The sequence below is a fragment of the Enterobacter sp. DC4 genome (assembly GCF_000568095.1).
Taxonomy (GTDB): Bacteria; Pseudomonadota; Gammaproteobacteria; order Enterobacterales; family Enterobacteriaceae; genus Enterobacter; species Enterobacter pseudoroggenkampii.
In genome coordinates this window covers 495,207-517,084 of record NZ_AZUB01000001.1, presented here as the reverse complement: position 1 = coordinate 517,084, position 21,878 = coordinate 495,207, and the positions used below count along the sequence as shown (strand labels likewise).

Annotated in this window: 23 protein-coding genes; 6 read left to right on the top strand and 17 right to left on the bottom strand. The window is 60.1% G+C overall.

The features are described from left to right. The first annotated feature begins 28 nt into the window (after positions 1–28). Both P349_RS21560 and guaD read left to right on the top strand, forming a co-directional pair. The gene (locus P349_RS21560) at positions 29–1,525 is read left to right on the top strand and encodes an NCS1 family nucleobase:cation symporter-1 (RefSeq protein ID WP_032649014.1); all 1,497 of its coding nucleotides are present in this window, start codon (positions 29–31) and stop codon (positions 1,523–1,525) included. A gap of 103 nt (positions 1,526–1,628) precedes the next feature. Continuing rightward, complete coding sequence (gene guaD / locus P349_RS21565; RefSeq protein ID WP_032649015.1) at positions 1,629–2,945, top strand: guanine deaminase; 1,317 nt, start codon at positions 1,629–1,631, stop codon at positions 2,943–2,945. Here the strand turns inward: guaD and uraH are convergent. Continuing rightward, positions 2,925–3,248, bottom strand: coding sequence for a hydroxyisourate hydrolase (gene uraH / locus P349_RS21570; RefSeq protein WP_032649017.1), 324 nt, complete (start codon positions 3,246–3,248; stop codon positions 2,925–2,927). The genes guaD and uraH overlap by 21 nt on opposite strands. Further along, the gene (gene uraD / locus P349_RS21575) at positions 3,245–3,745 is read right to left on the bottom strand and encodes a 2-oxo-4-hydroxy-4-carboxy-5-ureidoimidazoline decarboxylase (protein ID WP_032649018.1); all 501 of its coding nucleotides are present in this window, start codon (positions 3,743–3,745) and stop codon (positions 3,245–3,247) included. Before uraD ends, uraH begins: the two co-directional genes overlap by 4 nt. Positions 3,746–3,981: 236 nt before the next feature. Here uraD and hpxO point away from each other — a divergent pair, with 236 nt between their 5' ends. From hpxO to P349_RS21590, 3 genes are read left to right on the top strand one after another with little or no spacing between them, the layout of a single operon-like run. Next, entirely contained in the window at positions 3,982–5,136 is a 1,155-nt protein-coding gene (gene hpxO, locus P349_RS21580; protein WP_032649020.1) for an FAD-dependent urate hydroxylase HpxO, read from the top strand. A 17-nt stretch (positions 5,137–5,153) separates the two neighbouring features. Continuing rightward, positions 5,154–6,188: a molybdenum cofactor-independent xanthine hydroxylase subunit HpxD gene (gene hpxD / locus P349_RS21585; protein WP_032649022.1), complete on the top strand. Its 1,035-nt coding sequence runs from the start codon at positions 5,154–5,156 to the stop codon at positions 6,186–6,188. An 11-nt stretch (positions 6,189–6,199) separates the two neighbouring features. Then, positions 6,200–7,135 carry a PDR/VanB family oxidoreductase gene (locus P349_RS21590; RefSeq protein WP_032649025.1) on the top strand — a complete coding sequence of 312 codons (936 nt, stop codon included), beginning with the start codon at positions 6,200–6,202 and terminating at the stop codon, positions 7,133–7,135. 123 nt (positions 7,136–7,258) lie between these two features. On the opposite strand, the gene P349_RS21595 is transcribed toward P349_RS21590, so the two are convergent. From P349_RS21595 to P349_RS21610, 4 genes are read right to left on the bottom strand one after another with little or no spacing between them, the layout of a single operon-like run. Continuing rightward, positions 7,259–7,858 carry a DJ-1/PfpI family protein gene (locus P349_RS21595; RefSeq protein WP_032649026.1) on the bottom strand — a complete coding sequence of 200 codons (600 nt, stop codon included), beginning with the start codon at positions 7,856–7,858 and terminating at the stop codon, positions 7,259–7,261. Between the two features lie 22 nt (positions 7,859–7,880). Continuing rightward, a complete protein-coding gene (locus tag P349_RS21600; protein WP_032649029.1) occupies positions 7,881–9,071 on the bottom strand; it encodes a glycoside hydrolase family 88 protein in 1,191 nt (396 codons plus the stop codon). A 13-nt stretch (positions 9,072–9,084) separates the two neighbouring features. Further along, the gene (locus P349_RS21605; protein WP_024908236.1) at positions 9,085–10,365 is read right to left on the bottom strand and encodes an oligosaccharide MFS transporter; all 1,281 of its coding nucleotides are present in this window, start codon (positions 10,363–10,365) and stop codon (positions 9,085–9,087) included. Beyond that, positions 10,362–12,200: a DUF2264 domain-containing protein gene (locus P349_RS21610; RefSeq protein ID WP_032649031.1), complete on the bottom strand. Its 1,839-nt coding sequence runs from the start codon at positions 12,198–12,200 to the stop codon at positions 10,362–10,364. The genes P349_RS21605 and P349_RS21610 overlap by 4 nt, the downstream gene beginning before the upstream one ends. 228 nt (positions 12,201–12,428) lie before the next feature. Between P349_RS21610 and P349_RS21615 the strand changes: the two genes are divergently transcribed. Then, positions 12,429–13,286: an AraC family transcriptional regulator gene (locus tag P349_RS21615; protein WP_032649033.1), complete on the top strand. Its 858-nt coding sequence runs from the start codon at positions 12,429–12,431 to the stop codon at positions 13,284–13,286. Positions 13,287–13,358: 72 nt separating this feature from the next. Here the strand turns inward: P349_RS21615 and cobT are convergent, their stop codons facing one another. The 11 genes from cobT to cbiK are packed head-to-tail and all read right to left on the bottom strand — an operon-like array spanning position 13,359 to position 21,870. After that, positions 13,359–14,414, bottom strand: a complete 1,056-nt coding sequence (gene cobT / locus P349_RS21620; RefSeq protein WP_032649035.1) for a nicotinate-nucleotide--dimethylbenzimidazole phosphoribosyltransferase — start codon at positions 14,412–14,414, stop codon at positions 13,359–13,361. Positions 14,415–14,425: 11 nt separating this feature from the next. Beyond that, positions 14,426–15,034 carry an alpha-ribazole phosphatase gene (gene cobC / locus P349_RS21625; RefSeq protein ID WP_032649037.1) on the bottom strand — a complete coding sequence of 203 codons (609 nt, stop codon included), beginning with the start codon at positions 15,032–15,034 and terminating at the stop codon, positions 14,426–14,428. Positions 15,035–15,037: 3 nt separating this feature from the next. Next, entirely contained in the window at positions 15,038–15,796 is a 759-nt protein-coding gene (gene cobS, locus P349_RS21630; RefSeq protein ID WP_032649040.1) for an adenosylcobinamide-GDP ribazoletransferase, read from the bottom strand. After that, positions 15,787–16,338 (bottom strand): bifunctional adenosylcobinamide kinase/adenosylcobinamide-phosphate guanylyltransferase, encoded by a 552-nt coding sequence (gene cobU / locus P349_RS21635; RefSeq protein WP_024908230.1) that lies wholly within the window; start codon positions 16,336–16,338, stop codon positions 15,787–15,789. The genes cobS and cobU overlap by 10 nt, the downstream gene beginning before the upstream one ends. Further along, positions 16,335–17,858, bottom strand: coding sequence for a cobyric acid synthase (locus P349_RS21640; protein ID WP_032649043.1), 1,524 nt, complete (start codon positions 17,856–17,858; stop codon positions 16,335–16,337). Before P349_RS21640 ends, cobU begins: the two co-directional genes overlap by 4 nt. Beyond that, positions 17,855–18,673, bottom strand: a complete 819-nt coding sequence (locus P349_RS21645) for an energy-coupling factor ABC transporter ATP-binding protein (RefSeq protein ID WP_032649044.1) — start codon at positions 18,671–18,673, stop codon at positions 17,855–17,857. The genes P349_RS21640 and P349_RS21645 overlap by 4 nt, the downstream gene beginning before the upstream one ends. An 11-nt stretch (positions 18,674–18,684) precedes the next feature. After that, positions 18,685–19,362, bottom strand: coding sequence for an energy-coupling factor ABC transporter transmembrane protein (locus P349_RS21650; RefSeq protein ID WP_032649046.1), 678 nt, complete (start codon positions 19,360–19,362; stop codon positions 18,685–18,687). Further along, positions 19,349–19,630: an energy-coupling factor ABC transporter substrate-binding protein gene (locus tag P349_RS21655; protein ID WP_024908226.1), complete on the bottom strand. Its 282-nt coding sequence runs from the start codon at positions 19,628–19,630 to the stop codon at positions 19,349–19,351. The genes P349_RS21650 and P349_RS21655 overlap by 14 nt, the downstream gene beginning before the upstream one ends. Position 19,631: 1 nt before the next feature. Beyond that, entirely contained in the window at positions 19,632–20,369 is a 738-nt protein-coding gene (gene cbiM / locus P349_RS21660) for a cobalt ECF transporter S component CbiM (RefSeq protein ID WP_032649049.1), read from the bottom strand. Further along, a complete protein-coding gene (locus P349_RS21665) occupies positions 20,366–21,079 on the bottom strand; it encodes a cobalt-factor II C(20)-methyltransferase (protein WP_032649051.1) in 714 nt (237 codons plus the stop codon). Before P349_RS21665 ends, cbiM begins: the two co-directional genes overlap by 4 nt. Further along, positions 21,076–21,870, bottom strand: coding sequence for a sirohydrochlorin cobaltochelatase (gene cbiK / locus P349_RS21670; RefSeq protein ID WP_032649053.1), 795 nt, complete (start codon positions 21,868–21,870; stop codon positions 21,076–21,078). The genes P349_RS21665 and cbiK overlap by 4 nt, the downstream gene beginning before the upstream one ends. Positions 21,871–21,878: the final 8 nt, after the last annotated feature.

Below are 21,878 nucleotides of genomic sequence, written 5' to 3'. Positions count from 1 at the left end.
CGGGTTTTCATTCACAGGAGCAGGTTTCATGCCAAACAGTCAAAACGCGCAGCAGGGTACGGCCGCTGATTCCGGTGCGGTTTACAGCCCACGTCTTTGCAATGAGGATCTGGCACCGACGCGTGACCAGAACTGGAGCTGGTACAACATCTTTTCGTTCTGGATGTCGGACGTTCACAGCATGGGGGGTTATGTTGTCGCCGCGAGCTTCTTTACGCTCGGGCTGGCAAGCTGGCAGGTGCTACTCTGCCTGCTGGTGGGGATTTGCATCGTGCAGCTGTGCGCCAACCTGGTGGCCAAACCGAGCCAGATGGCAGGCGTGCCCTACGCGGTGATCAGCCGTCAGGCGTTTGGCGTCTTCGGGGCCAATATTCCGGCGGTGATCCGCGGGCTTATCGCCTTTGCGTGGTACGGGATTCAGACCTATCTCGCCGCCAACGCGCTGATGCTGGTGGCGCTGAAGTTCTGGCCGTCGCTCTCTTCACTCACTACTGGCGCATTCCTGGGCCTGTCGCATCTGGGCTGGATCTGCTTTGCCATTATGTGGGTCCTGCAGGCGATGGTCTTCTGGCACGGCATGAGCGCCATCAAGCGCTTTATTGATATCGCCGGTCCGGCGGTGTATGTGGTGATGCTGGCCCTCGCAGGCTGGATTGTATACAAGACCGGCTTTGACGGGATCTCCTTCACCCTCGCCAGCAAATCCCTGAGCGCGGGCGAGCAGACCTGGCAGATGATCACTGCCACCGCGCTGGTGGTTTCTTACTTCTCCGGCCCGCTGCTCAACTTTGGCGATTTCTCCCGCTACGGCAAAAGCATGGGCGAGATCCGCCGCGGCAACCGCTGGGGGCTGCCGTTTAACTTCCTGCTGTTCTCCATCGTCACCGTGGTGATTGTCTCCGGCACCCAGTCGCTGTTTGGCCGCATGATCACCGATCCGATCGAAACCGTCAGCCGCGTGGGCAACGATCTGGCCGTGGCGATTGGCCTGCTGACGATGATCACCGCCACCATCGGGATCAACATCGTCGCGAACTTCGTCTCCCCGGCGTTTGATTTCTCTAACTGCTCGCCGCAGAAAATCAGCTTCCGCACCGGAGGCATGATTGCCGCCGTCGGCTCGATCCTGCTCACTCCGTGGAACCTGTTCAACTCGCCGGAGCTTATCCACTACACCCTGGACGTGCTCGGGGCATTTATCGGCCCGCTGTTCGGCATTCTGATTGCCGACTTCTACCTGATTAAGCGCGGCAAGGTGTCGGTCGACGATCTGTTCGACGACACGCCAAAGGGTAAATACTGGTACCGCAACGGCTTTAACCCGAAAGCCATTGGCGCGCTGATCCCGTCCGTTGCCGTGGGTCTGGTGATTAGCTTTATTCCGGCCCTGCATGAGGTGGCGAACTTCAGCTGGTTCATCGGCGTCTTCCTCGGCGGCGTCACCTACCGCTGGCTGGCGCGGGAAGAGCGCGAGACGGCAGGCGCGACGTCGTTCAGCTCCCGCGTGGCGACGCAAAAAGAGTAATCCCTTCCCTCTGGCCGCAGCTTATCTGCGGCCCGTTCATTCTGGCACCGTTCTTGCTGAGCCTTCTTACCCCCGCTACGCAAACACGAAGGCAGGAACCATGATGGAATACCAGACTGCGATACGCGGTGCATTTTTTGATATTGCCCGGGTCTGCGACAGCGCAGACGCCATTGCCGAGCACGCGCGCTACCTTGAGGACGGACTGCTGTTTATCCAGAATGGAAAAATTCTGGCACAGATGCCGTGGCAGGAGGGCGAGCAGTATCTTGACCCGCACATAGGCTATACCGACCTGCGCGGCAGGCTGCTGCTGCCCGGTTTTATTGACACCCACGTCCACTATCCGCAAACGGAGATGATCGGCGCCTTTGGCGAACAGCTGCTGGAGTGGCTGACCACCTACACCTTCCCGGTGGAGAGCCAGTTTTCCGATGAAGCCTACGCGAAAGAGATCGCCGAATTTTTCATAAACCAGCTGGTGAGCAACGGCACCACCACCGCACTGGTATTTTGCACGCTGCATCCGGAATCGGTCGAGGCGCTGTTTACCGAGGCCCTGCGCCTGAACATGCGCCTTATCGCCGGAAAGGTGATGATGGACAGACACACGCCGGACTACCTGAGCGAAGACGCGAAGCAGAGCTACCGACAGACGCGGGCGCTGATCCAGCGCTGGCATCACCGTGGACGCCTGGGCTACGCCATTACGCCGCGCTTTGCCCCGACCTCATCCCCCGAGCTGCTTGCGGCGGTCAGCCTGCTCAGAGAGGAGTTTCCGGATACCTGGCTGCAGACCCACCTGAGCGAGAACCCCAACGAAGTGGCCTGGGTAAGCGACCTCTGGCCGGAGCACGAGCGCTATCTGGACGTGTATCACCACTACGGCCTGACCGGCGAGCGCAGCGTGTTTGCCCACGCGATTCACCTTCACCACAGCGAGTGGCAGTGCCTGCATGACACCGGCTCGGCGGTGGCGTTTTGCCCCACCTCGAACCTGTTTCTCGGCAGCGGGCTGTTTCGCCTGCCCGCCTGCTGGCAGCACAGGGTGCGGATGGGCATCGGCACCGACGTCGGGGCGGGCACGACCTTCAGCATGCTGCGCACCCTGGGGGAAGCCTACAAGGTGGGCCAGCTTCAGAGCTACCGCCTGCGCGCCAGCGAGGCCTTTTATCACGCCACGCTGGGCGGCGCGCACGCTCTCCGGCTGGACGATAAGATTGGCAACTTCACGCCCGGCAAAGAGGCGGATTTCGTGGTTATCGATCCTGACGTAACGCCGCTGCAGCGCCTGCGCAATCGCCGCTGTCAGGATATCTACGAGCAGCTCTTTGTGCTGATGACCCTCGGCGACGAGCGCAACATCAGCGAGACCTGGGTCAACGGCGAGCGGGTATGGTCAACTGCCCCGGTAGGTTGACCACCCGCCGGGGGCAATCACAAACGGCAGATGGAAATGCTCGTCTGCCGTTTCTCCCGTCACAAAATCAATTTGCGCACAGGGGTAGAGCGTGTCGCGACCGGTTTCGCGAGACCACGCGCCGATCTCCGCCACCAGTTGGTAGCGGCCCGCGGGCAGAGAGGGAACGAACGCGGCGATGCGCCCCTGGGCGTTGGTCACCCCCGTGGCCAGCGTCTTCCCGTCCTGTTGCAGATGAACCGTTACGCCTTCTGCGGGTTTGCCCGTCGAAATATCAAGAATATGGGTGCTGAGTGTGCTCATTCGCTAATGACTCCTTCCAGCCGTAGCAGCGTAATTTCCCGCAGCTGTTCCAGCGCGGCACGGATTTCCTGCGCATCGCTGTTTTCCAGCCGCGCGTGCAGGGCCTGTAATATCTCCTCGCCGCTGCGGCCCTTCGCGCGGATCAGAAAGACGCGTCCGAAGCGGGCCTCGTAGCGAGCATTTCCTTCACGCAGCGCCTGCGCAAGGGCGGCATCGCGATCGTTCACCGCTCCCTGCTCCTGCCGCGACAGCGCCGCCTCCGCCCGCGCGCCCGCGGGCTTTTCCCCGATGCGCGGATGGGCGCTCAATGCTTGCGTTAATGCTGCTTCATCCCAGCGTTGCGCCAGGGCCTGCGCCGCAATGAACAAGGCTTCCCGGCTCGAATAAGGCCGTCCGTCAACCAACGCGTCGGCCCAGCCGGGTATCGCCACGCAGGGCTGAAGCAGCGTAAGAGCGTCTTTCTCAGGCAGCTGATTGAAATCGTGCAGTGCGATCATAGGTTCTCCTTGATTATCCTCCTGCTTATTGCACAAACCACGCCACTCTTGAGGCAGACGTGAAACAGTCGATTCCGGATGGCTGACCAGGAAATTTTTGATTCAAAAAAAGGCACGCTCACCGCGTTTGCGCACCTTAGCAGTGCAAACCTCTCACTCACAACGCCGTTTTCGCCACTCTGCAGCCTGGTACGCAAATTGCTGAACGTCTTTACACCCTGCAAAAGGAGAGAAGCATGAGAGCAATCGTTATTGGTGCGGGTATTGGCGGCCTGAGCGCCGCCGTCGCGCTGAAAAAAGCGGGCATCGACTGTACCGTATTTGAAGCCGTAAAGGAGATCAGGCCCGTCGGGGCGGCCATCTCCATCTGGCCTAACGGCGTGAAATGCATGCAGCACCTCGGCATGGGCGACATCATCGAGACCTACGGCGGACCGATGCGTTTTATGGCCTATAAGGATTACCGGCGCGGCGATACCCTGACCCGCTTTAGCCTTGCTCCGCTGGTTGAGCGTACCGGCGGGCGTCCCTGCCCCGTCTCGCGCGCTGAGCTTCAGCGCGAAATGCTGGACTTCTGGGGGCGCGACAAAGTGCAGTTCGGCAAGCGCGTCGAACGCGTAAATGAATACGACTCGGGCGTGAGCGTGACCTTCACCGACGGCACCACGGCATCCGGCGATTTCCTGATTGCCGCCGACGGCAGCCACTCGGCGGTTCGCCCGTATGTGCTGGGGTACACCCCGGAGCGCCGCTACGCCGGCTACGTGAACTGGAACGGGCTGGTGAAGATTGACGAAGAGATCGCCCCGGCGCACCAGTGGACCACCTTCGTTGGCGAAGGCAAGCGCGTGTCGCTGATGCCCGTCTCCGGCGGACGCTTTTACTTCTTTTTTGACGTGCCGCTCCCTGCGGGCCTGACGGAGGATCGCACCACCCTGCGCGCAGACCTCACGGGCTACTTCCGCGGCTGGGCGCCGCCTGTGCAGACGCTTATCGCGGCGCTGGATCCTGACACCACCAATCGCATTGAGATCCACGACATCGAGCCATTCGACAGCCTGGTGCGCGGCAACGTCGCGCTGCTCGGCGATGCCGCTCACAGCACCACGCCGGATATCGGCCAGGGCGGCTGTGCGGCCATGGAAGATGCGGTAGTGCTGGGGGAATGCCTGCGTGAAAACCACAACATCACGCTGGCGCTGCGGCAGTACGAGGCGCTGCGCTGCGACCGGGTGCGTGACCTGGTGCTGAAGGCGCGTAAGCGCTGCGACGTCACCCACGGCAAAGACATGGCGTTGACGCAGGCCTGGTATCAGGAGCTTCGCGAGGAGACCGGAGAGCGCATCATCAACGGTCTGTGCGAGACCATTCAGGGCGGCCCGTTAGGCTAAACGTAAGAGGGACAACGATGAAAAGAGAACCGACTCCACCCGCCCACTGCACGTTTGAGCCAGAGGACTGGCTGCGTCTGGCGAAATGCTGGCATCCGGTCGCGCGCGCCTGCGACGTCGGTCCGGCGCCGTTCAAGGCGACGTTGCTGGATGAACAGCTGGTGATTTACCGCATAAACGACCAGGTCGTGGTCGCCCGTGACGTTTGCCCGCACCGCGGCGTGCCGCTGACGCTCGGCTATCACGACGAGCACGGGATCGTCTGCCCCTACCACGGCCTCCGCTTTGGAGAGGACGGGCGCTGCAACCGCATTCCCTCCAGCCCCGACCAGTCCGTTCCGGCGAAGCTCAACCTGATTAACTACGCCGTGGAGGAGCGGTTCGGGCTTATCTGGACCTGCCTGGCCTTTGATCCGGAAAATCCTGTGCCGCTGCCCACCATGCCGCACTGGAATGACGCAGGTTTTCAGCAGATCAACTGCCCGGCGTTTGAGGTGAATGGCTTCGCCGGGCGACAGGTGGAGGGGTTTCTGGACGTGGCGCACTTTGCGTGGATCCACACCGATACTTTTGCCGATCCCAATAATCAGCTTGTGCCCGCCTATCAGCCGCAGGAGACGCCGTTCGGCTTCGTGGCGGATTACTGGAGCTCCGTGAGCAACTATCCCGCCAGTTCCCCCGTTCAGGCGCCAGAAGGCTTCCAGTGGCTTCGACATTTTGAAATGCATCTGCCGTTTACCGCCACCCTGACCATTCATTTTCCGGGAGAGTCGAGACTGGTCATTATGAACGCCGCATCGCCGGTGTCATCGCGCGTGACCCGCATGTTCGCCCCTATCGCCCGTAATTTTGACCTGCATATTCCGGTGGAGGATGTGCACGCCTTCAATCTGCGCATTTTTGAAGAGGACCGTCTGATGGTCGAAACCCAGCGCCCGGAAAGCCTGCCGCTGGACCTCACCCTGGAAGCCCATATTCCCGCCGATAAAAGCTCAATTGCCTACCGTCGGGGACTGAAGAAGATGGGCTTTGGCGAATTTTTCCTGGTATGACGGAGGCCGCTATGCTGAGCGTAATTGTTGACGGGCTGTGGCGCGAGGGCGACAAAAGCCTCGCCGTCAGGCTGGTGGCTGAAGACGGCGAAGCGCTGCCGCCGTGGCAGCCCGGCGCGCACATTGATGTCCACCTGCCCTGCGGCGTGGTACGCCAGTATTCCCTGACCGGGGCCTGTGAGGAAGGGAGCTATCTTATCTGCGTGGGGCGGGAAACCGCCTCGCGCGGCGGATCGCGCTACGTTCACGAAACACTGCGTCCGGGGCAGAAGCTGCTAATTTCAGCCCCGCGCAATCTGTTTCCGCTGGTTCAGGCAGAACGGGTTTTATTGCTGGCGGCGGGGATTGGCATTACGCCGCTGTATGCGATGGCCCTGCAGCTGAAGGCCGCCGGCACGTCGTTTTCGTTGCACTATTACGTCAGGAAGCGCGAAAGCGCAGCGTTTGCGCGCGAACTTTCGCAGTGCGGTGAGTGCATCATTCATACCATCAGCCCGCGCACAGCGCTGGCAGAGCATCTCCCCATGCCTGAAGCGGGTTTGCGAGCCTGGGTCTGCGGACCTGCGGGGTTTATGGAAAAAGTGCGTGAAGTCGCCAAGGCGAAGGGATGGGATGACGCCCATCTTCACAGCGAGGCGTTTCAGCCCGCCGCCCCTGCCACAAGCGGTATCGCGGGTGAGATCTTTACGGTCAAGCTGGCCTCCACCGGGGAGCGCTGGCCGGTGCCAGCGGACAAAACCATTGCCCAGGTGCTGCAGGAAAATGGCGTGGACGTTCCGCTGTCCTGCGAAATGGGGATCTGCGGAGCCTGCCTGACGCCGGTAATTGACGGCGTGGTGGAGCACCGGGATAGCGTGCAGTCGGAGGCGGAAAAAAGCGCAACGGACCAGCAGGTGGCACTGTGCTGTTCGCGGAGCCATTCCGGGGAGCTGGTGATCGGGCTGTAAACCGTCTGCACACGCTTTCTTGCCCGGTGGCGCTGCGCTTACCCGGCCTACAATCCGTAACAATATCAATATATTGCACTATTCATTGTAGGCCCGTGCAAGCGTAGCGCCGCCGGGCGAAACTTACAAATCGCACTTTGCCAGACCGTAAACGGGCTCGCTATCCTGCCACGCATAAACAATATGGCTGGCCTGCTCGCGCGACAACGCGTCATCGCCCTGCAATCGCGCCGCCAGGGTAAAGGCGAAATCAAATACTTTACCCAGCCCACGGCCGCTCAGCAGATTGCCGTCTTCCACCACGTCGGCATCGACGTAGATGCCATCGCTGACGGTTTTCCACAGATCGCCGGAGCAGACATAACGACGTCCCTTCAGCACTCCATTGCCGCCCAGCACGCGGGCAGCGGCGGAGCAAATCGGGCAGATATATTTGCCCGCTTCATCGTGGCGGCGGACGAAAGCAATGGCCTCCGCGCTTTTCGCCAGGTTAACGCTGCCTTGCGGGCCGCCCGGTAACACCACGGCGTCAAAGGTCCGATCAAAGCTGGCCTTCAGGGTGCTGTCCGCAACCATTGAGATGGCGTGATAGCTCACCACTTCGCGACGCTCGCCGCAGGCAATCGTCTGCACCGTAATATTCAGGCGGCGCAGGATATCGATAGTGACGATCGCTTCCCCCTCTTCAAAACCGGGGGCTAATAGCACGGCTACGCTTTTCATTTTGCTCTCCATTGCTTCAGGGTTACCAGTACGGGTGCCAAATCTGTCGCAGCCGCGCCAGCAGCTCAAGATAGAAATAGTCCCCCCAGCTACAGCACTGATCGACCCCCTTACCGCTGCCCATATGATAAACCGAGTGCTGCAGTAGCCCTTCGGTCGGATCGTCGTTATGAGCAAGGTAGTTATCGGTCAGCGACAGCGCGATACGCAGCGCCATCTCTTCATAATATGCACGGTTTGCGTCGAGCGTCGGCAGCGCCTTAACCAGCTCCAGCAGGCCACAGGCGGCAATTGCCGCCGCTGAACTGTCGCGCACGGCGTCGGTACCGAGCAGCGCCAGATCCCAGTGGCAAACATCATCTTCCGGCAGACGGTTGAGGAAGTAATGCGCCAGGCTGCGCGACAGCTCAACCATCTGCTTATCGCCGGTGTGCTGATAGCTGAGCAGAAAACCGTAAATACCCCATGCCTGGCCGCGCGACCAGCACGAGGTATCGCTGTAGCCCTGATGGGTGTTGCCAAAGCGCGGCTCACCCGTCTGCACATCCATATAGTAGGTGTGATACGTGGAGGCATCTTCACGCACGATATAGGCCGCGGCCTGTGCGGCATGAGCCGTCGCCGCCTGCGCATAGCGCGGATCCCCGGTCTGTTCGCTGGCCCAGTACAGCAGCGGCAGGTTCATATTGCAGTCGATGATCATTCTTCCCTGCTGCTCAGGGTCGTTTAAATCACCCCACGCCTGAATAATGTTGGCCGTCGGGTTAAAGCGCTCCATCAGGCGATTGGCAGCCAGCAGCGCCGACTGACGAGCGGCTTCGTTGCCGGTGAGCCGCCAGGCGCTGATGCAGGAGAGCGAATAGAGGAACCCGAGATCGTGCGTGGCGGTGTCGATGCGCTGCTCAATACGCCGGGCGAACGACGGTAAATAACGTTCGGCGGCTTCGCGATAGTGCGCTTTGCCGGTCATCTCCCACGCCAGCCACAGCTGGCCAGGCCAAAAGCTGGTGGTCCATTCCACGTTATCGGTGCGCGGCCATACCCCCTTCTCACAGGCCTCACCGGGGAACTTATCGCCGAAGGCGACAATATTTTTGTCGAGCTTGCGCGTGACGCGGGTTAACGCCGCTTCCAGCTTCTGGCTCAGTGCCAGGCGATCGACCTGATGCAGTTCGATTGGCCGCAGCGCTTCGGTGATGACAGATTTGGTCATAACAACTCCTGAATTAATGTTTGGCCGGTTCAACCGGGGCGGTATCTAAAGCCGGAGCAAAGGATCGTGAGTCATCGCGCGTCGACTGACAGCGCGACAGCGTAAAGGCGGAAATCAGCGTAAATACCAGGGCGCAGCAGCCCATCAGCAGATAGGTATGCTCAAAGCCAATCCTGTCGTACAGATAGCCGGCAGGTGGAGCGACCACAATCGAACCCACGTAAATCATTGCCTGGTAGCCCAGCAGGTACATCGTGGCGTTAACCCGACGATGGAAATGTTCCGCGATGTATTTGAAGACCGAGATGAGCAGCAGCGCGATCTCGACGCCATAAAACGGTTTGATGATGGAGATAACAATCGGGTCGCTGGTCAGCCCGGAGGCGATCAGCCGCGCTCCGACCACACAGCCGCAGAACAGCAGGCCGCGCTTGGCGCCGTAGCGGTTCACCAGCCACGGGATAAACATCATCATCACGAACTCCATCCCCGACTGGACAGTGCTCAGGTAGCCGTACCAGGCATTACCCTGCTCTTTGGTGGCGAAGAACGACACGAAGTAGCGCGGGAACTGCTGTTCAGCGATAAACATCATCCACGCCACCCCGGCGACGTAGAGGCTGAACATCCAGAACTTGCGGTTTTTCAGCAGCATCAGCACATCGGCGAAGACGATCTTATTGGCGGAAATGACGCTGTTATTGCGCAGCTGCTCGTCGCCGATTTTGAGGCTAATCAGCACCAGCAGCATCAGTACCGAGGTCCCGCTGCTGAGCAGAAAATTGGCCAGCGGGGTGACGTTAAACAACAGCCCGGAGACCGACGCCGCCATCGCCCAGCCCAGTGAACCCCACATTCTGATGCGGCCAAACTCCAGCCCGTACAGGCGGCTAAAGCGGTCGGCATAAGATTCAGACGCCGCCACGCCGGCGTACCAGCCCAGGCTCAGATACAGCGCGCCGATGATAATCCCCGCCATCGCATGGCTTTGCAGCAGCGGCTGGTACACCAGCGCGAAGAACGGCGCCATCAGCGCGGAAATGGCGCAGACAAAATAGAGCAGCCATTTGCTCATACCTATTTTGTCCATGATGTAGCCGTACACCGGCTTCAGAACCACCGCGAAGACACCGTTGATGGCGAACACGCTGCCGATGGTGACGCTATCGAGGCCCACTTTCTGGCTCAGCCACAGGGCGTACAGGCCAAAGCTGGATGACCACGTGAAGAAGTAAAGGAAAATAAAGGTACTCATTTTGTACTGCGCGGCGCGTACGGACGATGATGTGCTCATAGCGATGCCTCCGGAGCCAGAACGAGCGTCGTTTCTTGTCGTGCCGTCACGAAGCGTACCGCGTCATCGCTAATGAAGGCCTGCGGGCAGCGTTGCGGATCGAAGTCGGCGGCATTTCCCGCCCACACCGCGCTGATTAACATATGCGTGCCGGGGTCAAGCTCGCCGCGCAGCACCGGCACCGCCGCGCGCTCGGCGAACAGCAGATTACTGTTTGGCGGCGTCACCACCGTCTCGCCGCGTCGGGCGTGCGGGTGTAGACAGAAAATGGCTGAGACATCCCAGGCACTGCGTAACCAGCAGGCACCGTCACTCTCGTGTACCTGCGGCTGCGGGCGGTTCGCCAGGCTAAAGCCACCCTCCGCGCAGTCCAGCGCGCGCCGGGTATTGATGCGATGGACGCGTAGCTGCCAGTCGCCCAGCGCCAGCAGCCAGCTCTCAATCTCCACGTCGCGCCACGGCAGCCAGCGGCTGTAAATGGTGCCGTCAGCGGTGACCACGTGCTGGCATTCGCGGCGGCCACGCCAGTAGTTATCCTTTTCGGCCAGCAGCAGCATCGAATCGGGCGCGGCATGGTTCAGGTCGTAGCGCCCGCGTTCGATGGTGAAGCCAAAGCGGGTGGAATAGGCAAATTTGCAGTATTTCGCTTCGGTGTTCACGAAGTTGTTCAGCTCCAGCTGGCCGGAGGTCAGCATCCACAGGTGATCGGCCTGATGCACCACCACCTGATCCGCGTGGGCTATCGTGTGCCGGGCGGGCAACGGCGGCAGCGGCAGCTCGGCCGCCTGCCAGAAAGCATCGCCCTCATCTAATGCCAGCACCAGCAGGGTCTTCAGGCCCCAGTACGGTGAACCCGGCGCGTTGTAGTCTTCCGCCATCGCCAGATTCGGGTAGCTGTAACCGACGCTGAGTACGCCGTCGCGGTCGAATATCGGCTGCTTCAGCCACCAGCGCAGATGACGCAGAACGATGCCCTTCATCACGCCGGGCGAAAAGACCTCCAGCCCGGCGAAGGCCGCCGCACTCCAGAACGCCGCCTCGGCAAAGCGGTAGGTCAGGCTACGGCCAAACGGGATCGCCGCGCCGTCTTCGGCAAAGAAATGGATGAAGTCAGAGGAGAAACGTGCGGCCCGGTGACGCAGCGTAGCGCAACGCTGTGGATCGACCCCGGCCATGAGCTTCGCGTAAATCAGGCCATAGAAATGGAAGCCCATCGAGATGTAATAGTCGCGCGGCCGTCCCGGACCATCGGCGTACCAGCCATCGCCGAGGTAGTAGTGCTCCATGGCAGCAAAATGATCTTCCAGCGCCTGCGGGTTGGTCGGCATGCCGCAATAATGGAAGCCGACCTGCACCAGAATCGGAAAGAAGTGCCAGTTGTTATCGGGGATTTTCTGGGTCTCGCACTGCTTTAGCCAGCGCCATAAATTCTCTTTCTCTGTCTCAGTGAAGTGTGCCAGTACGGTTTCACCCGCCAGCGCCAGCAGCAGCCCGTAGGCCGCCATCTCGACGATTCGCTGATCGTAAGGCCCGACGTCTCCCCAGTAATCGGCATGCTGCGGATCGGTGCCGTTTTTTATCGCCTGTAAATAGAATGAGAAGTGCTGCGGCTCGCTGCCGCCAGCTAACAGCGGCGTCACGCCCCACAGCAGGCGGGAAAACGCTTCCATGCTCGCCACCTGCTGGCCGTAGTGAGCGGTAAAGTTCGCTAAATCAATGCGGCTGGCGTCTTTTTTAAACCAGGGCGACACCGCGTTCAGCATGTCGTTAACCAGCCGTAGCACCTCTTCCCGGCTTGTCAGTGGATTATCCAGATGAATATTTTCAGGTTGCACAGGGTCCTCCCGCATTACACGAGGGTAGAGATAAGTTATTGTTATTAGGCTTTTTAAAGCCACGAGTGCGACGTCTGAATGAAGAGTAACTGCTTTTATTCCCGGCGCTGAGTGAGCAGACTCACAAAATTAAACCGCCATTTCATTTTTGCTGGATTTTGTCGAACGCGAGGGGGATAAATTACAAATGATGGCCTAAAAACTTAAATCTGTTGACCTGGAGGTAATATGGGTGAAACGCAGCTGCTGGAACGGATTACGCTCGATCGGCAGGCCATTTCTTTTAACCGCATGTCCACCACCAGCGCGATTTACTACCACTGGCATCAATGCGTTGAATTGCTCTATATATCCAGCGGCTACGGCATCGTGGTGGTGGATAATCAGCACTACACCGCCCGTCCGGGGCGATTATTTATCTTCCCGCCCTTCCGTTTGCACAAAGTGCAGGTCGATCATAGCGATAAGAATCCCTATCACCGCACCACCATGCACATTGAGCAATCGGTGGTCGAAAGCGCACTCAGCACGTTCCCACGCCATCAGGCCCGGTTCGCCGCGCTGGCCGCCAGCAATCTGCCAGCGCAAATCTACGATCTCAGCCAGCATGCGGCGTTTATCGAAAGGATCCTTGAACAGTTTCAGCGCCTGGAGGGCAGCGAGCAGACCGAGGCCTGCGAGGTGGCCTTTCTGATGATGCAGCTCATGACGTTTCTGCCCGAGCAGCCGCAGCCCTACCCGCCGCGCCAGCAGACCGTCGCCTCGCGGATTATGAGCTGGGTCGAAGCCCACTATGCCAGCAAGTTTTCGCTCGACCAGCTAGCGCACGACCTGGGACTTTCGCGCAGCTATACCTCACGCATTTTCCGCCAGCAGACAGGCGGTAGCATCCACGAATATTTGCTGACCCGGCGGATAAAAACCAGCTGCGAGCTGTTGCGGTACAGCGATGAGCCAATTGACGCTATTGCGCTGGCAGTCGGGTTTAGCGAGGTGACCTATTTCATTACCTGCTTTAAAAAGATGATGCGTCAGACACCGCTGCAGTATCGGCGCAGTATCCGCTGCACCAGAATGCCCTGTTAAGGGGGTCTTGACCGCTGGCCCAAAGCTGGACGCTTTCCGGCGTCCAGCCTGGCTGGGGTTTTTGCCTTTCCGTCATGCCGGAACGGGCAACTCAATGCCGCTTTGCGCCAGTTGCCCCATCTCGCAGTACATTGCGCAGGCCGCACTGACGATAGACATTGCCAGCGCGGCACCGCTCCCTTCGCCAAGACGCATGTCAAGATGGATAAACGGCGCCAGCCCAAGGTGCTCCAGCGCGCGCCTGGCCCCCTTTTCGGCGGAAAAATGAGAGGGAATACAGTAGTTCTTCACTTCTGGCGCAATCTGACAGGCGGCGATGGCGGCGGCATACGAGAGAAAACCGTCTAACACCACGGGCAGTCCGCATGCGCCAGCGCCCAATATCACCCCGGTCATGCCCACCAGGTCATAGCCGCCGACTTTGGCCAGCACATCAACCGCATCGCGCGCATCCGGCTGGTTTATGCGTATCGCCTGCCGGACGATGGTTTCCTTATGCTGCACCCGGTCCTGCGGCAAATTGGCCCCAATCCCCACCACATCATGCGGATCGCTGTCGGTCAGCACGCTGATGATTGCCGAGGCCGGCGTCGTATTGGCAATACCCAGCTCGCCTACGCCAAAGACGGAGATCCCCTCCTGCACGCGTTTTTTAACGAGGCTGGCACTCGCCAGCAGCAGGTGCTCGGCATCCTGACGGCTCATCGCCGGCCCCTGAGCGATATTCCCGCAGCCGCGCGAGAGTTTAAGGCTGAGCATATTGTCGATAGGCTCACCGTCAATACCGATGTCAACGGGCAGTACCGACGTCTGGCTATTGCGGGCCAGCACGCACACTCCGGTCAACCCCTTTTGCATATTGACGGCCTGAAGCCAGGTCACCACTTTCGGCGTCACGGCCACGCCTTCATCAAACACGCCATGGTCGGCGCACATGACGATAATCTCTTTTTGCAGATTATCGAGCCTGTCGATGCCCCACATTCCCGAAAGCTGTATTGCCAGACTTTCCAGCCGACCCAGGCTGTTTGTCGGCTTTATTAAGCCATCAACATGCCTTGAGGCCGCCTGAATCTTCTGTTTATCAAGCGGTCTGATTGCCGCCGCCAGCGCCTTCACTGTCCCCATCCTCATCACCCTCACTCTTCTGTTTGCCAAACGCTTCTGCCATTAAATACCCGTAACACCCAATGCCCGCCCCGATTTTCAACGACCGTGTAGGCATCGTGACTGAACGGGAAATGCCACATCGCCGCCACGGGCATCCCTAACCAGGTTGCCAGCAGCAGGCTCAACACGCCCTGATGCGCCACAATGAGCATGTCTTCGCGCTGCTGCAGCTGACTCATCTCATCCGCCGCCGCCCTGACGCGCGCGGCGAAATGCGGGAAGGCTTCGCCGCCGTCTGGCGTTGCGTTTTGCCAGTCATCCATCCAGCGCTGCCACGACGCGGGACTTTCTTTTTCGATGTCGCTGAAGTGACGCATTTCCCATTCGCCAAAATCCAGCTCGTTAAGCCGCGCATCGACGTGGACATCATGGGCTGCCGGCACGATAAGCCGCGCCGTTTGCTGCGAACGCTGCAGCGCGCTGACGCGCGCGTGCCCGAACGCGACCCCGGACAGGTACCCGGCAACACGCTGGCTTTGGGCAATGCCCTGCGGCGAGAGCGCCAGATCGGTACTCCCGTAAAATACGCCGCTGATGTTAGCGGCTGTTTGACCGTGACGAACCAGAAAAAGACGCATACATCAGACCCACAGTAGCGACAGCAGGAAGACCATTTCACCGATCTCCTCCATCGCGCCCAGGGTATCCCCCGTCAGCCCGTTCAGTCGGCGGCTTAAAAAGGTCTTTACCGCGTTGACGACCATCCAGGTGATGATGCTGGCGATAAGCCCGTGCGCCCCGGCCAATAGCCCCACGAGCGCCACGCCGATGCAGAGGGTGATGACCGTCTCTTTGCCGCTGATATGGCCGAGATAGGCGTTTGCCATTCCAGCCCCTTCGCGCGCATAGCGCTGCCGGTACATGGCCAACACCATTGCCGTTCGCCCGACGATCGGCGCGCAGACCAGCAGCGCAAACAGGGTATTAACTGGAAGGTGGGCCAGGGAAATTACCGCAGCGACTTTGATAAGGATGCAGAATACGATGGCCAGACCGCCGTAGGTCCCCAACCGGCTGTCGCGCATAATCTCCAGCATCCGTTCGCGGGTGCGGGCAGAAAAGACGCCATCGCAGGTGTCCGCCAGACCGTCCAGATGAAACCCGCCGGTCAGCAGCACCAGCGCCAGAACCCAGGCGACCGCACCGATATAGATCCCCCCGCCAGTCTGGCTCACCGCCAGATAGCCCAGGGCAGCCAGCACGCCAACGATCAGGCCCACTACCGGGAACCAGGGGACGCCACGGCCATACTGCGAAAATTCAACGCCGTCGCTCCACTTTTGCGGCACCGGAATGCGGGTAATGAATCCCAGCGTCGCCCACAACATTTTTAACGGCATTTAATCTTTACTCCAATTCCCGAGACAACCAGCCACACTTCCTGCGCCGCCTGCGCCAGCCTTTGGTTCGCGCGCCCGGCAATATCGACAAAATGACGCGCCAGCCGATTCTCTGGCGTGATGCTCATGCCCAGCTCATTGGTCACAATATAAACCGGCGCCGCCGACTGCTGGCAGGCCGCAATCAGGTCGTCCACCTGCTGTTGCAGCACCGCCTCAAGCGCGGAAAAATCGAGGGTCTCCGGCGACGCGCCGCCGCTGGCGTCATAGAGCAGGTTTGACAGCAGGGTGGTGACGCATTCCAGAACCACACCTTCGCCCGGCTGCACCTGGTGGCGAATCACGTCGCCCAGATCGCGATACCCTTCCCAGGTTCGCCAGTGCGCAGGACGCTGGGCGCGGTGCTTATCAACGCGCAGCGCCATCTCTTCATCGGTAATCACCGACGTCGCGATATACAGCACGCGCTCGCACTGCTGCGCCGCCAGCTGTTCGACGTGCGCACTTTTCCCGCTGCGCGCGCCTCCGGTGACCAAAATCATGCGCCTTCCTCCTGATGCTCCCGCATTATTTGATAGATCTTTTTAATATCAATATGTTCTCTCATCGCGTTCGCCAGGATATCAAACTGTTGCGCTTTCCAGGCGGCGTAATCTACCGCAACGTCTAAGGGCGCCAGTCCTTTGCGCTGGCGCAAGCCGTCCACCATCGCGCGCGTGAAGGCATCGTTATCGAATAGCCCGTGGAGATAGGTCCCTATCACCTGCCCGTCAGCGCTGATGGCACCGTCCGCGATGCGCTCGCCCTCTTTTTTCAGAAACAGCGCCGGGCTACCGTCGGATGTCAGTTGGGTCTCTCCCATATGGATCTCGTAGCCCTGCACCTTAATGCCCGCTGCCGACTTAAGCCACGCCGGGAGCGCCGACGCCATCTGCGCCGAGACCTGCGTCGTGGTTTTTCGCTGCGCGAAGCGGGTCACGGTATGGAGCAGACCCAGCCCCGGCTGGGTTCCCAGCCCCGACTCCACCTCATCAATGATGGTGTCGCCAAGCATCTGGTAGCCGCCGCAAATGCCCATGACGGGCACGTTCTGCTGGTGGGACTGGAGCACCGCGTGCGCCATGCCGCTTTCCCGCAGCCAGGCCAGATCGCCCAGCGTATTTTTACTGCCGGGGAGAATCACGAGATCGGCCCCCGCCAGCTCCTGGGGATAACGGACATAGCGCACGCGAACATCGGGCTGCGCCGCCAGGGCGTTAAAATCGGTGAAGTTGGAGATATGCGGTACCTGCACCACGGCAATGTCGATATCGCGCTGGGCCGTTCGCAGGTATTTTCCCTTTTGCAGCGCCACGCCGTCTTCATCTTCCAGATCCACATCCAGCCATGGCATCACGCCCAGCACCGGCACGCCGGTCAGGTTTTCTATCTGCTCAATACCCGAGTAAAGCAGCGCAACATCGCCACGAAATTTATTGATGATGACCCCTTTCACCCGCGCCCGCTCGCGATCGTGCAAAAGCGCCAGCGTGCCGTAGATGGCGGCAAACACGCCGCCTCTGTCAATGTCCGCCACGAGGATCACCGGGCACTGCGCCATTTCGGCCATCCCCATGTTGACGATATCGCGATCGCGCAGGTTAATCTCCGCCGGGCTGCCCGCGCCTTCCAGCACCACCACGTCATACTCTCCGGCCAGGCTGTTATAGACGTCGCGGATCTGCTCCCGCAGGCGCGGTTTGTACTCGTGGTAGCTGACCGCGTCCATATCGGTTGCCACCTGCCCCATCAGCACCACCTGCGCTTTACGATCGCTGGTCGGTTTTAACAGCACCGGATTCATCCGTACGTCCGGCGTTATCCCCGCCGCCTGAGCCTGAAAAATCTGCGCGCGGCCCATCTCTTTTCCCTCCGGCGTAATACCGGAGTTGAGCGCCATATTCTGCGACTTAAACGGTGCGGTACGCAGGCCATCCTGATAAAAAATCCGGCACAGCCCCGCCACCAGGACGCTTTTACCCACGTCAGAAGCGGTGCCCTGCAACATAATTGCCTGCGTCATGAGGCCTCCTTCATTACGTTTTTTTGTCGCATACGGCTGAAAAATTCATCTTCAGTTTTACATAACGGCAGGCCAAGCTGCGCGTGCAGCTTGACGAGCCAGGGCTGCGTTAATCCGGCCCGTTCAATCAGTTCGCCGCGGGCAAAGACCTCACCCGGCGCGCCGTGCGCCAGCACTTCTCCCTGACGCAGCACGTAGACGGCATCGCTGACTTCGTAAATCAGGTCAATATCATGACTGGAAATCACCACGTGGTTCCCCTGCGCCACAATGCGCCTGATAATCTCGATCATCTGCGTGCGTCCTGAAGGATCAAGCCCGGCCGTGGGCTCGTCCAGCAGAAGATAGCGGGCGCCCAGCACCAGCGCCCCGGCAATGGCGACGCGCTTCTTTTGCCCGTGGCTCAGGCACTGGATCGGCTGCTGGCGAAAACGCTGCGCGTCAACCAGCGTCAGCGCATCGTCGACGCGCCGTGCAATCTCCGGTTCCGCCACGCCCAGATTGCGCAGGCTGAAGGCGATGTCGCTATCAATATCGGTATAAAAGATCTGCTGATCGGGATCCTGAAACACCGTTGCCACCTGCTGACGGAGCGCCAGCAGTCCGCGCTTGCTGTAGTCCAGCGGCTTCCCCTGCCACAGCACCGCACCCTGCTGCGGCTTCAGCAGGCCGCTCAGGTTCATAAATAACGTCGACTTTCCGCAGCCGTTAGCTCCGACCAGCCCGGTGACCGGATGGGTCGAAAAATCCAGCGTCAGCCCTTTGAGCACCTGCGCCTCCTGATAGCGAAACCAGAGATCGGCGGTGGTAAGCATGGTGCGATTCCTTACAGGGGAAAATCACCCTGGTAGAGTTTAATATCCAGCGTGGTCGCCATCTGCTGATAGCGAATCAGCACCCGGGTAAACAGCAAACCAACCAGCATCGCCAGCGAGCGATAGCCTTTTGGCAGACTACGATAGCCAAAACGCAGCGTCTGCGCGCGGTGAATTGCCAGCGCTTCGTCTAACAGAATAAAAATAAAGCGCCAGGTCAGCAGGATCTGCTCGGTAAGCAGGCGCGGCACGCGCGCCCGCTTAAGCAGCACAATCAGCTGCGGAAACGGCAGGTTCAGGACCAGCCAGAAGGTCGCCGCCAGCGCGGCAAGGCTGCGCCAGAAGGTTTCATTGGCGGCAGTCAGCCCGGACGCGGTTATCCCCAACCAGTAGTGCCCCACCGGGACGCCTGCCGCCAGCGTGTTCGGGTCACGGGTGACGCTAAAGAGGATCGTCAGCACGCCGACCAGCAGAAAGCCAAACGGCAGCGCCATCCAGCGGCACCAGCGCCAGAAGGTCATCCGCAGCAGCCAGCAGGTCAGTCCCGCCGTCAACGCCAGGACGATCCCCTGCCCCAGCGGCGACAGCGCAAACGCCAGCGTCATCAGCGCCAGCCAGAGCAGAAACTTGCGTTCCGGCGCCACGTGAGCCCAGCGGCTCTGATAGCTTAGCCTGTCAAGCCCGGTCATCACGGCGCTGTCTGCCTTTGGTGTAGCCCAAAATATAGAAAATCACCGCTGCGCCAATGGAGCCCTGGAGCGTAAACAGCAGGCTTTCAATTTCGCCGCTGGCGGGTTCATAGAGCGGCGTGAACCACGGCGTGTAATGCGGCGCCACAACCTGAATTTGATTTTCGGCTTCACCATCCGAGCCGCCAAATTCCCCCCCGTGATCGATAAAAAATGGCAGTACGATCAGAGCAAGCACCATCGCCAACAGCATCAGCGTCTTTTTCATCTCAGTGTCCTTGTGCGGTAATCAGCTGACGTTTGGTCAACTGGTCATAAATCATGACGGTTAACAGTCCCTCCGCGATGGCGATGGGGATCTGCGTCAGGCAGAAAATGCCCATGAATTTCACAATCGAGCCCGCGGCACCCGTCGCCGGGTCCGGGAATGCCGCGCCAAGCTGGACTGAGGTGACAAAATAGGTCACCAGATCCGCCAGCATCGCGCACAAAAATACCCCGACGTCACGACGGAGCCCGGCACGGCAGGCCATTTTCCACACCATGTACCCGACAACCGGGCCAATCAGCGCCATCGACATGCCGTTCGCGCCAAGCGTGGTTAACCCGCCGTGCGCCAGCAGCAGCGCCTGAAACAGCAGCACGATGGCGCCGAGAATGGCGACGACGCCCGGCCCGAACAGAATCACGGCGAGCCCCACGCCGGTCGGATGCGAGCAACTGCCGGTCACCGAGGGGATCTTCAGCGCCGACAGCACGAAAATAAACGCCCCGCAGAGCGCCAGCAGCACTTTCTGGTGGCTATCCTCCTGCACGATACGGCGCAGGCGCACCAGTCCATACCACAGACACGGTAAGAAGATCAGCCACCACGCCAGCGCCCACATGGGCGGTAAAAAGCCTTCCATGATGTGCATCGCGAACGCCTGCTCCGGCACCACCATCAGCAATAGCGCCGCCGCCAGGCCACTTAATGACAGCTGTTTAAGCTGTTGTTCGAGTTTCATTGCGCATACTCCCACTGTTTGTTGACCAGAATGGTCGAGAAATAGGGTAACGGCTGGTCGTCAGCAACCTCATCCAGATGCCGCCAGCACTGCTCACCGGGGAGCGTGGCTTCTGACATCATCAGCGCGCAGTTCAGCAGCCCGGCCTGCGTCAGCAGCGCTTTGATGCGCGCAAACCGGCCATAGACCTTCATCAGCACCAGGCTGTCGTGCTGCTGCAGCGCCTGCGCAATCTCCGCTTCCGGCGCGGTGCATGCGATCACCGCCAGCGACTGCTGTTCCATCGCCAGCGGCGTTTTGGATCGCGCGGCAATCGCGGCAAACGACGTCACGCCGGGCACAATCTCCAGCCAGTCCGGGCTGCCGATGCGCTGAAGTAAGAACACCCAGGTACTGAACAGCATCGCGTCGCCCAGGGTGATAAAGCCAACCAGCTTTCCGTTGTTCACCTCCGTTACTAACGCGTCGGCCACCGCATCCCACACCGCCTCCTTTTCAGCGCTGTCGGCGCTCATGGGAAAGTGGCAGCAGCGGATTTCAGTCTGCTCACCGACATATTCACGAACGATAGAAAGCGCCAGACTGTCGCCCCCTTTTCGTCCCGCCGGGGCGTAGAGAATATCCAGCGAACCGAGGATCCGTGAGGCGCGCACGGTGATAAGGTCCGACGCGCCCGGACCGGTACTGAGGGCGTACAGTTTGCCGCTCATGCTGCCTCCTCCATCGCCACGCTCAGCGCCTGCTGTAAATGGGCGACGAACATCGCGCGCACCGCCGGGTTTTCGCCCAGCCCGCTCAGCCACGGCGTTGCCGGGATCCCGGCAGCGTTAAACAGCGTCTTCCAGGAGTCCTCGTCATCAGAGGCCATATCGTTAATGGCGTGATCGCCCGCCACCAGCATCAGCGGCATCAGATGCACGGCGGTGACGCCTTGTTTACAGAGGCTCTCAATCAGGATGTCGACTTCCGGATAGCTCTCCACCGCGCCGACGCGGGCCGGGAAGCCCTGGGCCATCATCATGTGGTCGAGGCAGGCATAGGCCGCAAAGGCGTGATGGCTGGCGCCGTGGCCCATAAACACCACTTTTTCCGTGGCCCCAAGCGTCGGCATCTGCTGTTGCAAGGCGCACATCAGCTGCGCGTAATCGTCGTGGCTGCTCAGCAGCGGTACCCCCAGCGTCAGGCGGGTAAACAGCGGGCGCAGGCTCTGCACTTCACGGACGATTTTCTCGTACTCATCGCCGTTGATGATGTGCAGGGACTGGATCGCCACGTCCTGATATCCCTGAGCCGCAAGCTTTTTCAGCGCCTGCAGGGGCGTATCGATCTCAATGCCGTCACGCTGTTTGAGCTTGCGAATGATCATCCCGGAGGTGAATGCCCGAAACAACTCGCGGTCAGGGCAGCTTTCCGCCAGCGCACGCTCGCAGGCCACAATGTTTTTCTCGCAGGTATCGTGGTAGCTGGTACCAAAGCTGACCACCAGAAGCGCCTTTTTCATCTCTAACT

What these genes read in the sequence shown, in the direction of transcription:
- P349_RS21560 (WP_032649014.1), top strand. Translation starts at nt 29, where the DNA reads ATGCCAAACAGTCAAAACGCGCAGCAGGGTACGGCCGCTGATTCCGGT.
- guaD (WP_032649015.1), top strand. Translation starts at nt 1,629, where the DNA reads ATGGAATACCAGACTGCGATACGCGGTGCATTTTTTGATATTGCCCGG.
- uraH (WP_032649017.1), bottom strand. Translation starts at nt 3,248, where the DNA reads ATGAGCACACTCAGCACCCATATTCTTGATATTTCGACGGGCAAACCC.
- uraD (WP_032649018.1), bottom strand. Translation starts at nt 3,745, where the DNA reads ATGATCGCACTGCACGATTTCAATCAGCTGCCTGAGAAAGACGCTCTT.
- hpxO (WP_032649020.1), top strand. Translation starts at nt 3,982, where the DNA reads ATGAGAGCAATCGTTATTGGTGCGGGTATTGGCGGCCTGAGCGCCGCC.
- hpxD (WP_032649022.1), top strand. Translation starts at nt 5,154, where the DNA reads ATGAAAAGAGAACCGACTCCACCCGCCCACTGCACGTTTGAGCCAGAG.
- P349_RS21590 (WP_032649025.1), top strand. Translation starts at nt 6,200, where the DNA reads ATGCTGAGCGTAATTGTTGACGGGCTGTGGCGCGAGGGCGACAAAAGC.
- P349_RS21595 (WP_032649026.1), bottom strand. Translation starts at nt 7,858, where the DNA reads ATGAAAAGCGTAGCCGTGCTATTAGCCCCCGGTTTTGAAGAGGGGGAA.
- P349_RS21600 (WP_032649029.1), bottom strand. Translation starts at nt 9,071, where the DNA reads ATGACCAAATCTGTCATCACCGAAGCGCTGCGGCCAATCGAACTGCAT.
- P349_RS21605 (WP_024908236.1), bottom strand. Translation starts at nt 10,365, where the DNA reads ATGAGCACATCATCGTCCGTACGCGCCGCGCAGTACAAAATGAGTACC.
- P349_RS21615 (WP_032649033.1), top strand. Translation starts at nt 12,429, where the DNA reads ATGGGTGAAACGCAGCTGCTGGAACGGATTACGCTCGATCGGCAGGCC.
- cobT (WP_032649035.1), bottom strand. Translation starts at nt 14,414, where the DNA reads ATGGGGACAGTGAAGGCGCTGGCGGCGGCAATCAGACCGCTTGATAAA.
- cobC (WP_032649037.1), bottom strand. Translation starts at nt 15,034, where the DNA reads ATGCGTCTTTTTCTGGTTCGTCACGGTCAAACAGCCGCTAACATCAGC.
- cobS (WP_032649040.1), bottom strand. Translation starts at nt 15,796, where the DNA reads ATGCCGTTAAAAATGTTGTGGGCGACGCTGGGATTCATTACCCGCATT.
- cobU (WP_024908230.1), bottom strand. Translation starts at nt 16,338, where the DNA reads ATGATTTTGGTCACCGGAGGCGCGCGCAGCGGGAAAAGTGCGCACGTC.
- P349_RS21640 (WP_032649043.1), bottom strand. Translation starts at nt 17,858, where the DNA reads ATGACGCAGGCAATTATGTTGCAGGGCACCGCTTCTGACGTGGGTAAA.
- P349_RS21645 (WP_032649044.1), bottom strand. Translation starts at nt 18,673, where the DNA reads ATGCTTACCACCGCCGATCTCTGGTTTCGCTATCAGGAGGCGCAGGTG.
- P349_RS21650 (WP_032649046.1), bottom strand. Translation starts at nt 19,362, where the DNA reads ATGACCGGGCTTGACAGGCTAAGCTATCAGAGCCGCTGGGCTCACGTG.
- P349_RS21655 (WP_024908226.1), bottom strand. Translation starts at nt 19,630, where the DNA reads ATGAAAAAGACGCTGATGCTGTTGGCGATGGTGCTTGCTCTGATCGTA.
- cbiM (WP_032649049.1), bottom strand. Translation starts at nt 20,369, where the DNA reads ATGAAACTCGAACAACAGCTTAAACAGCTGTCATTAAGTGGCCTGGCG.
- P349_RS21665 (WP_032649051.1), bottom strand. Translation starts at nt 21,079, where the DNA reads ATGAGCGGCAAACTGTACGCCCTCAGTACCGGTCCGGGCGCGTCGGAC.
- cbiK (WP_032649053.1), bottom strand. Translation starts at nt 21,870, where the DNA reads ATGAAAAAGGCGCTTCTGGTGGTCAGCTTTGGTACCAGCTACCACGAT.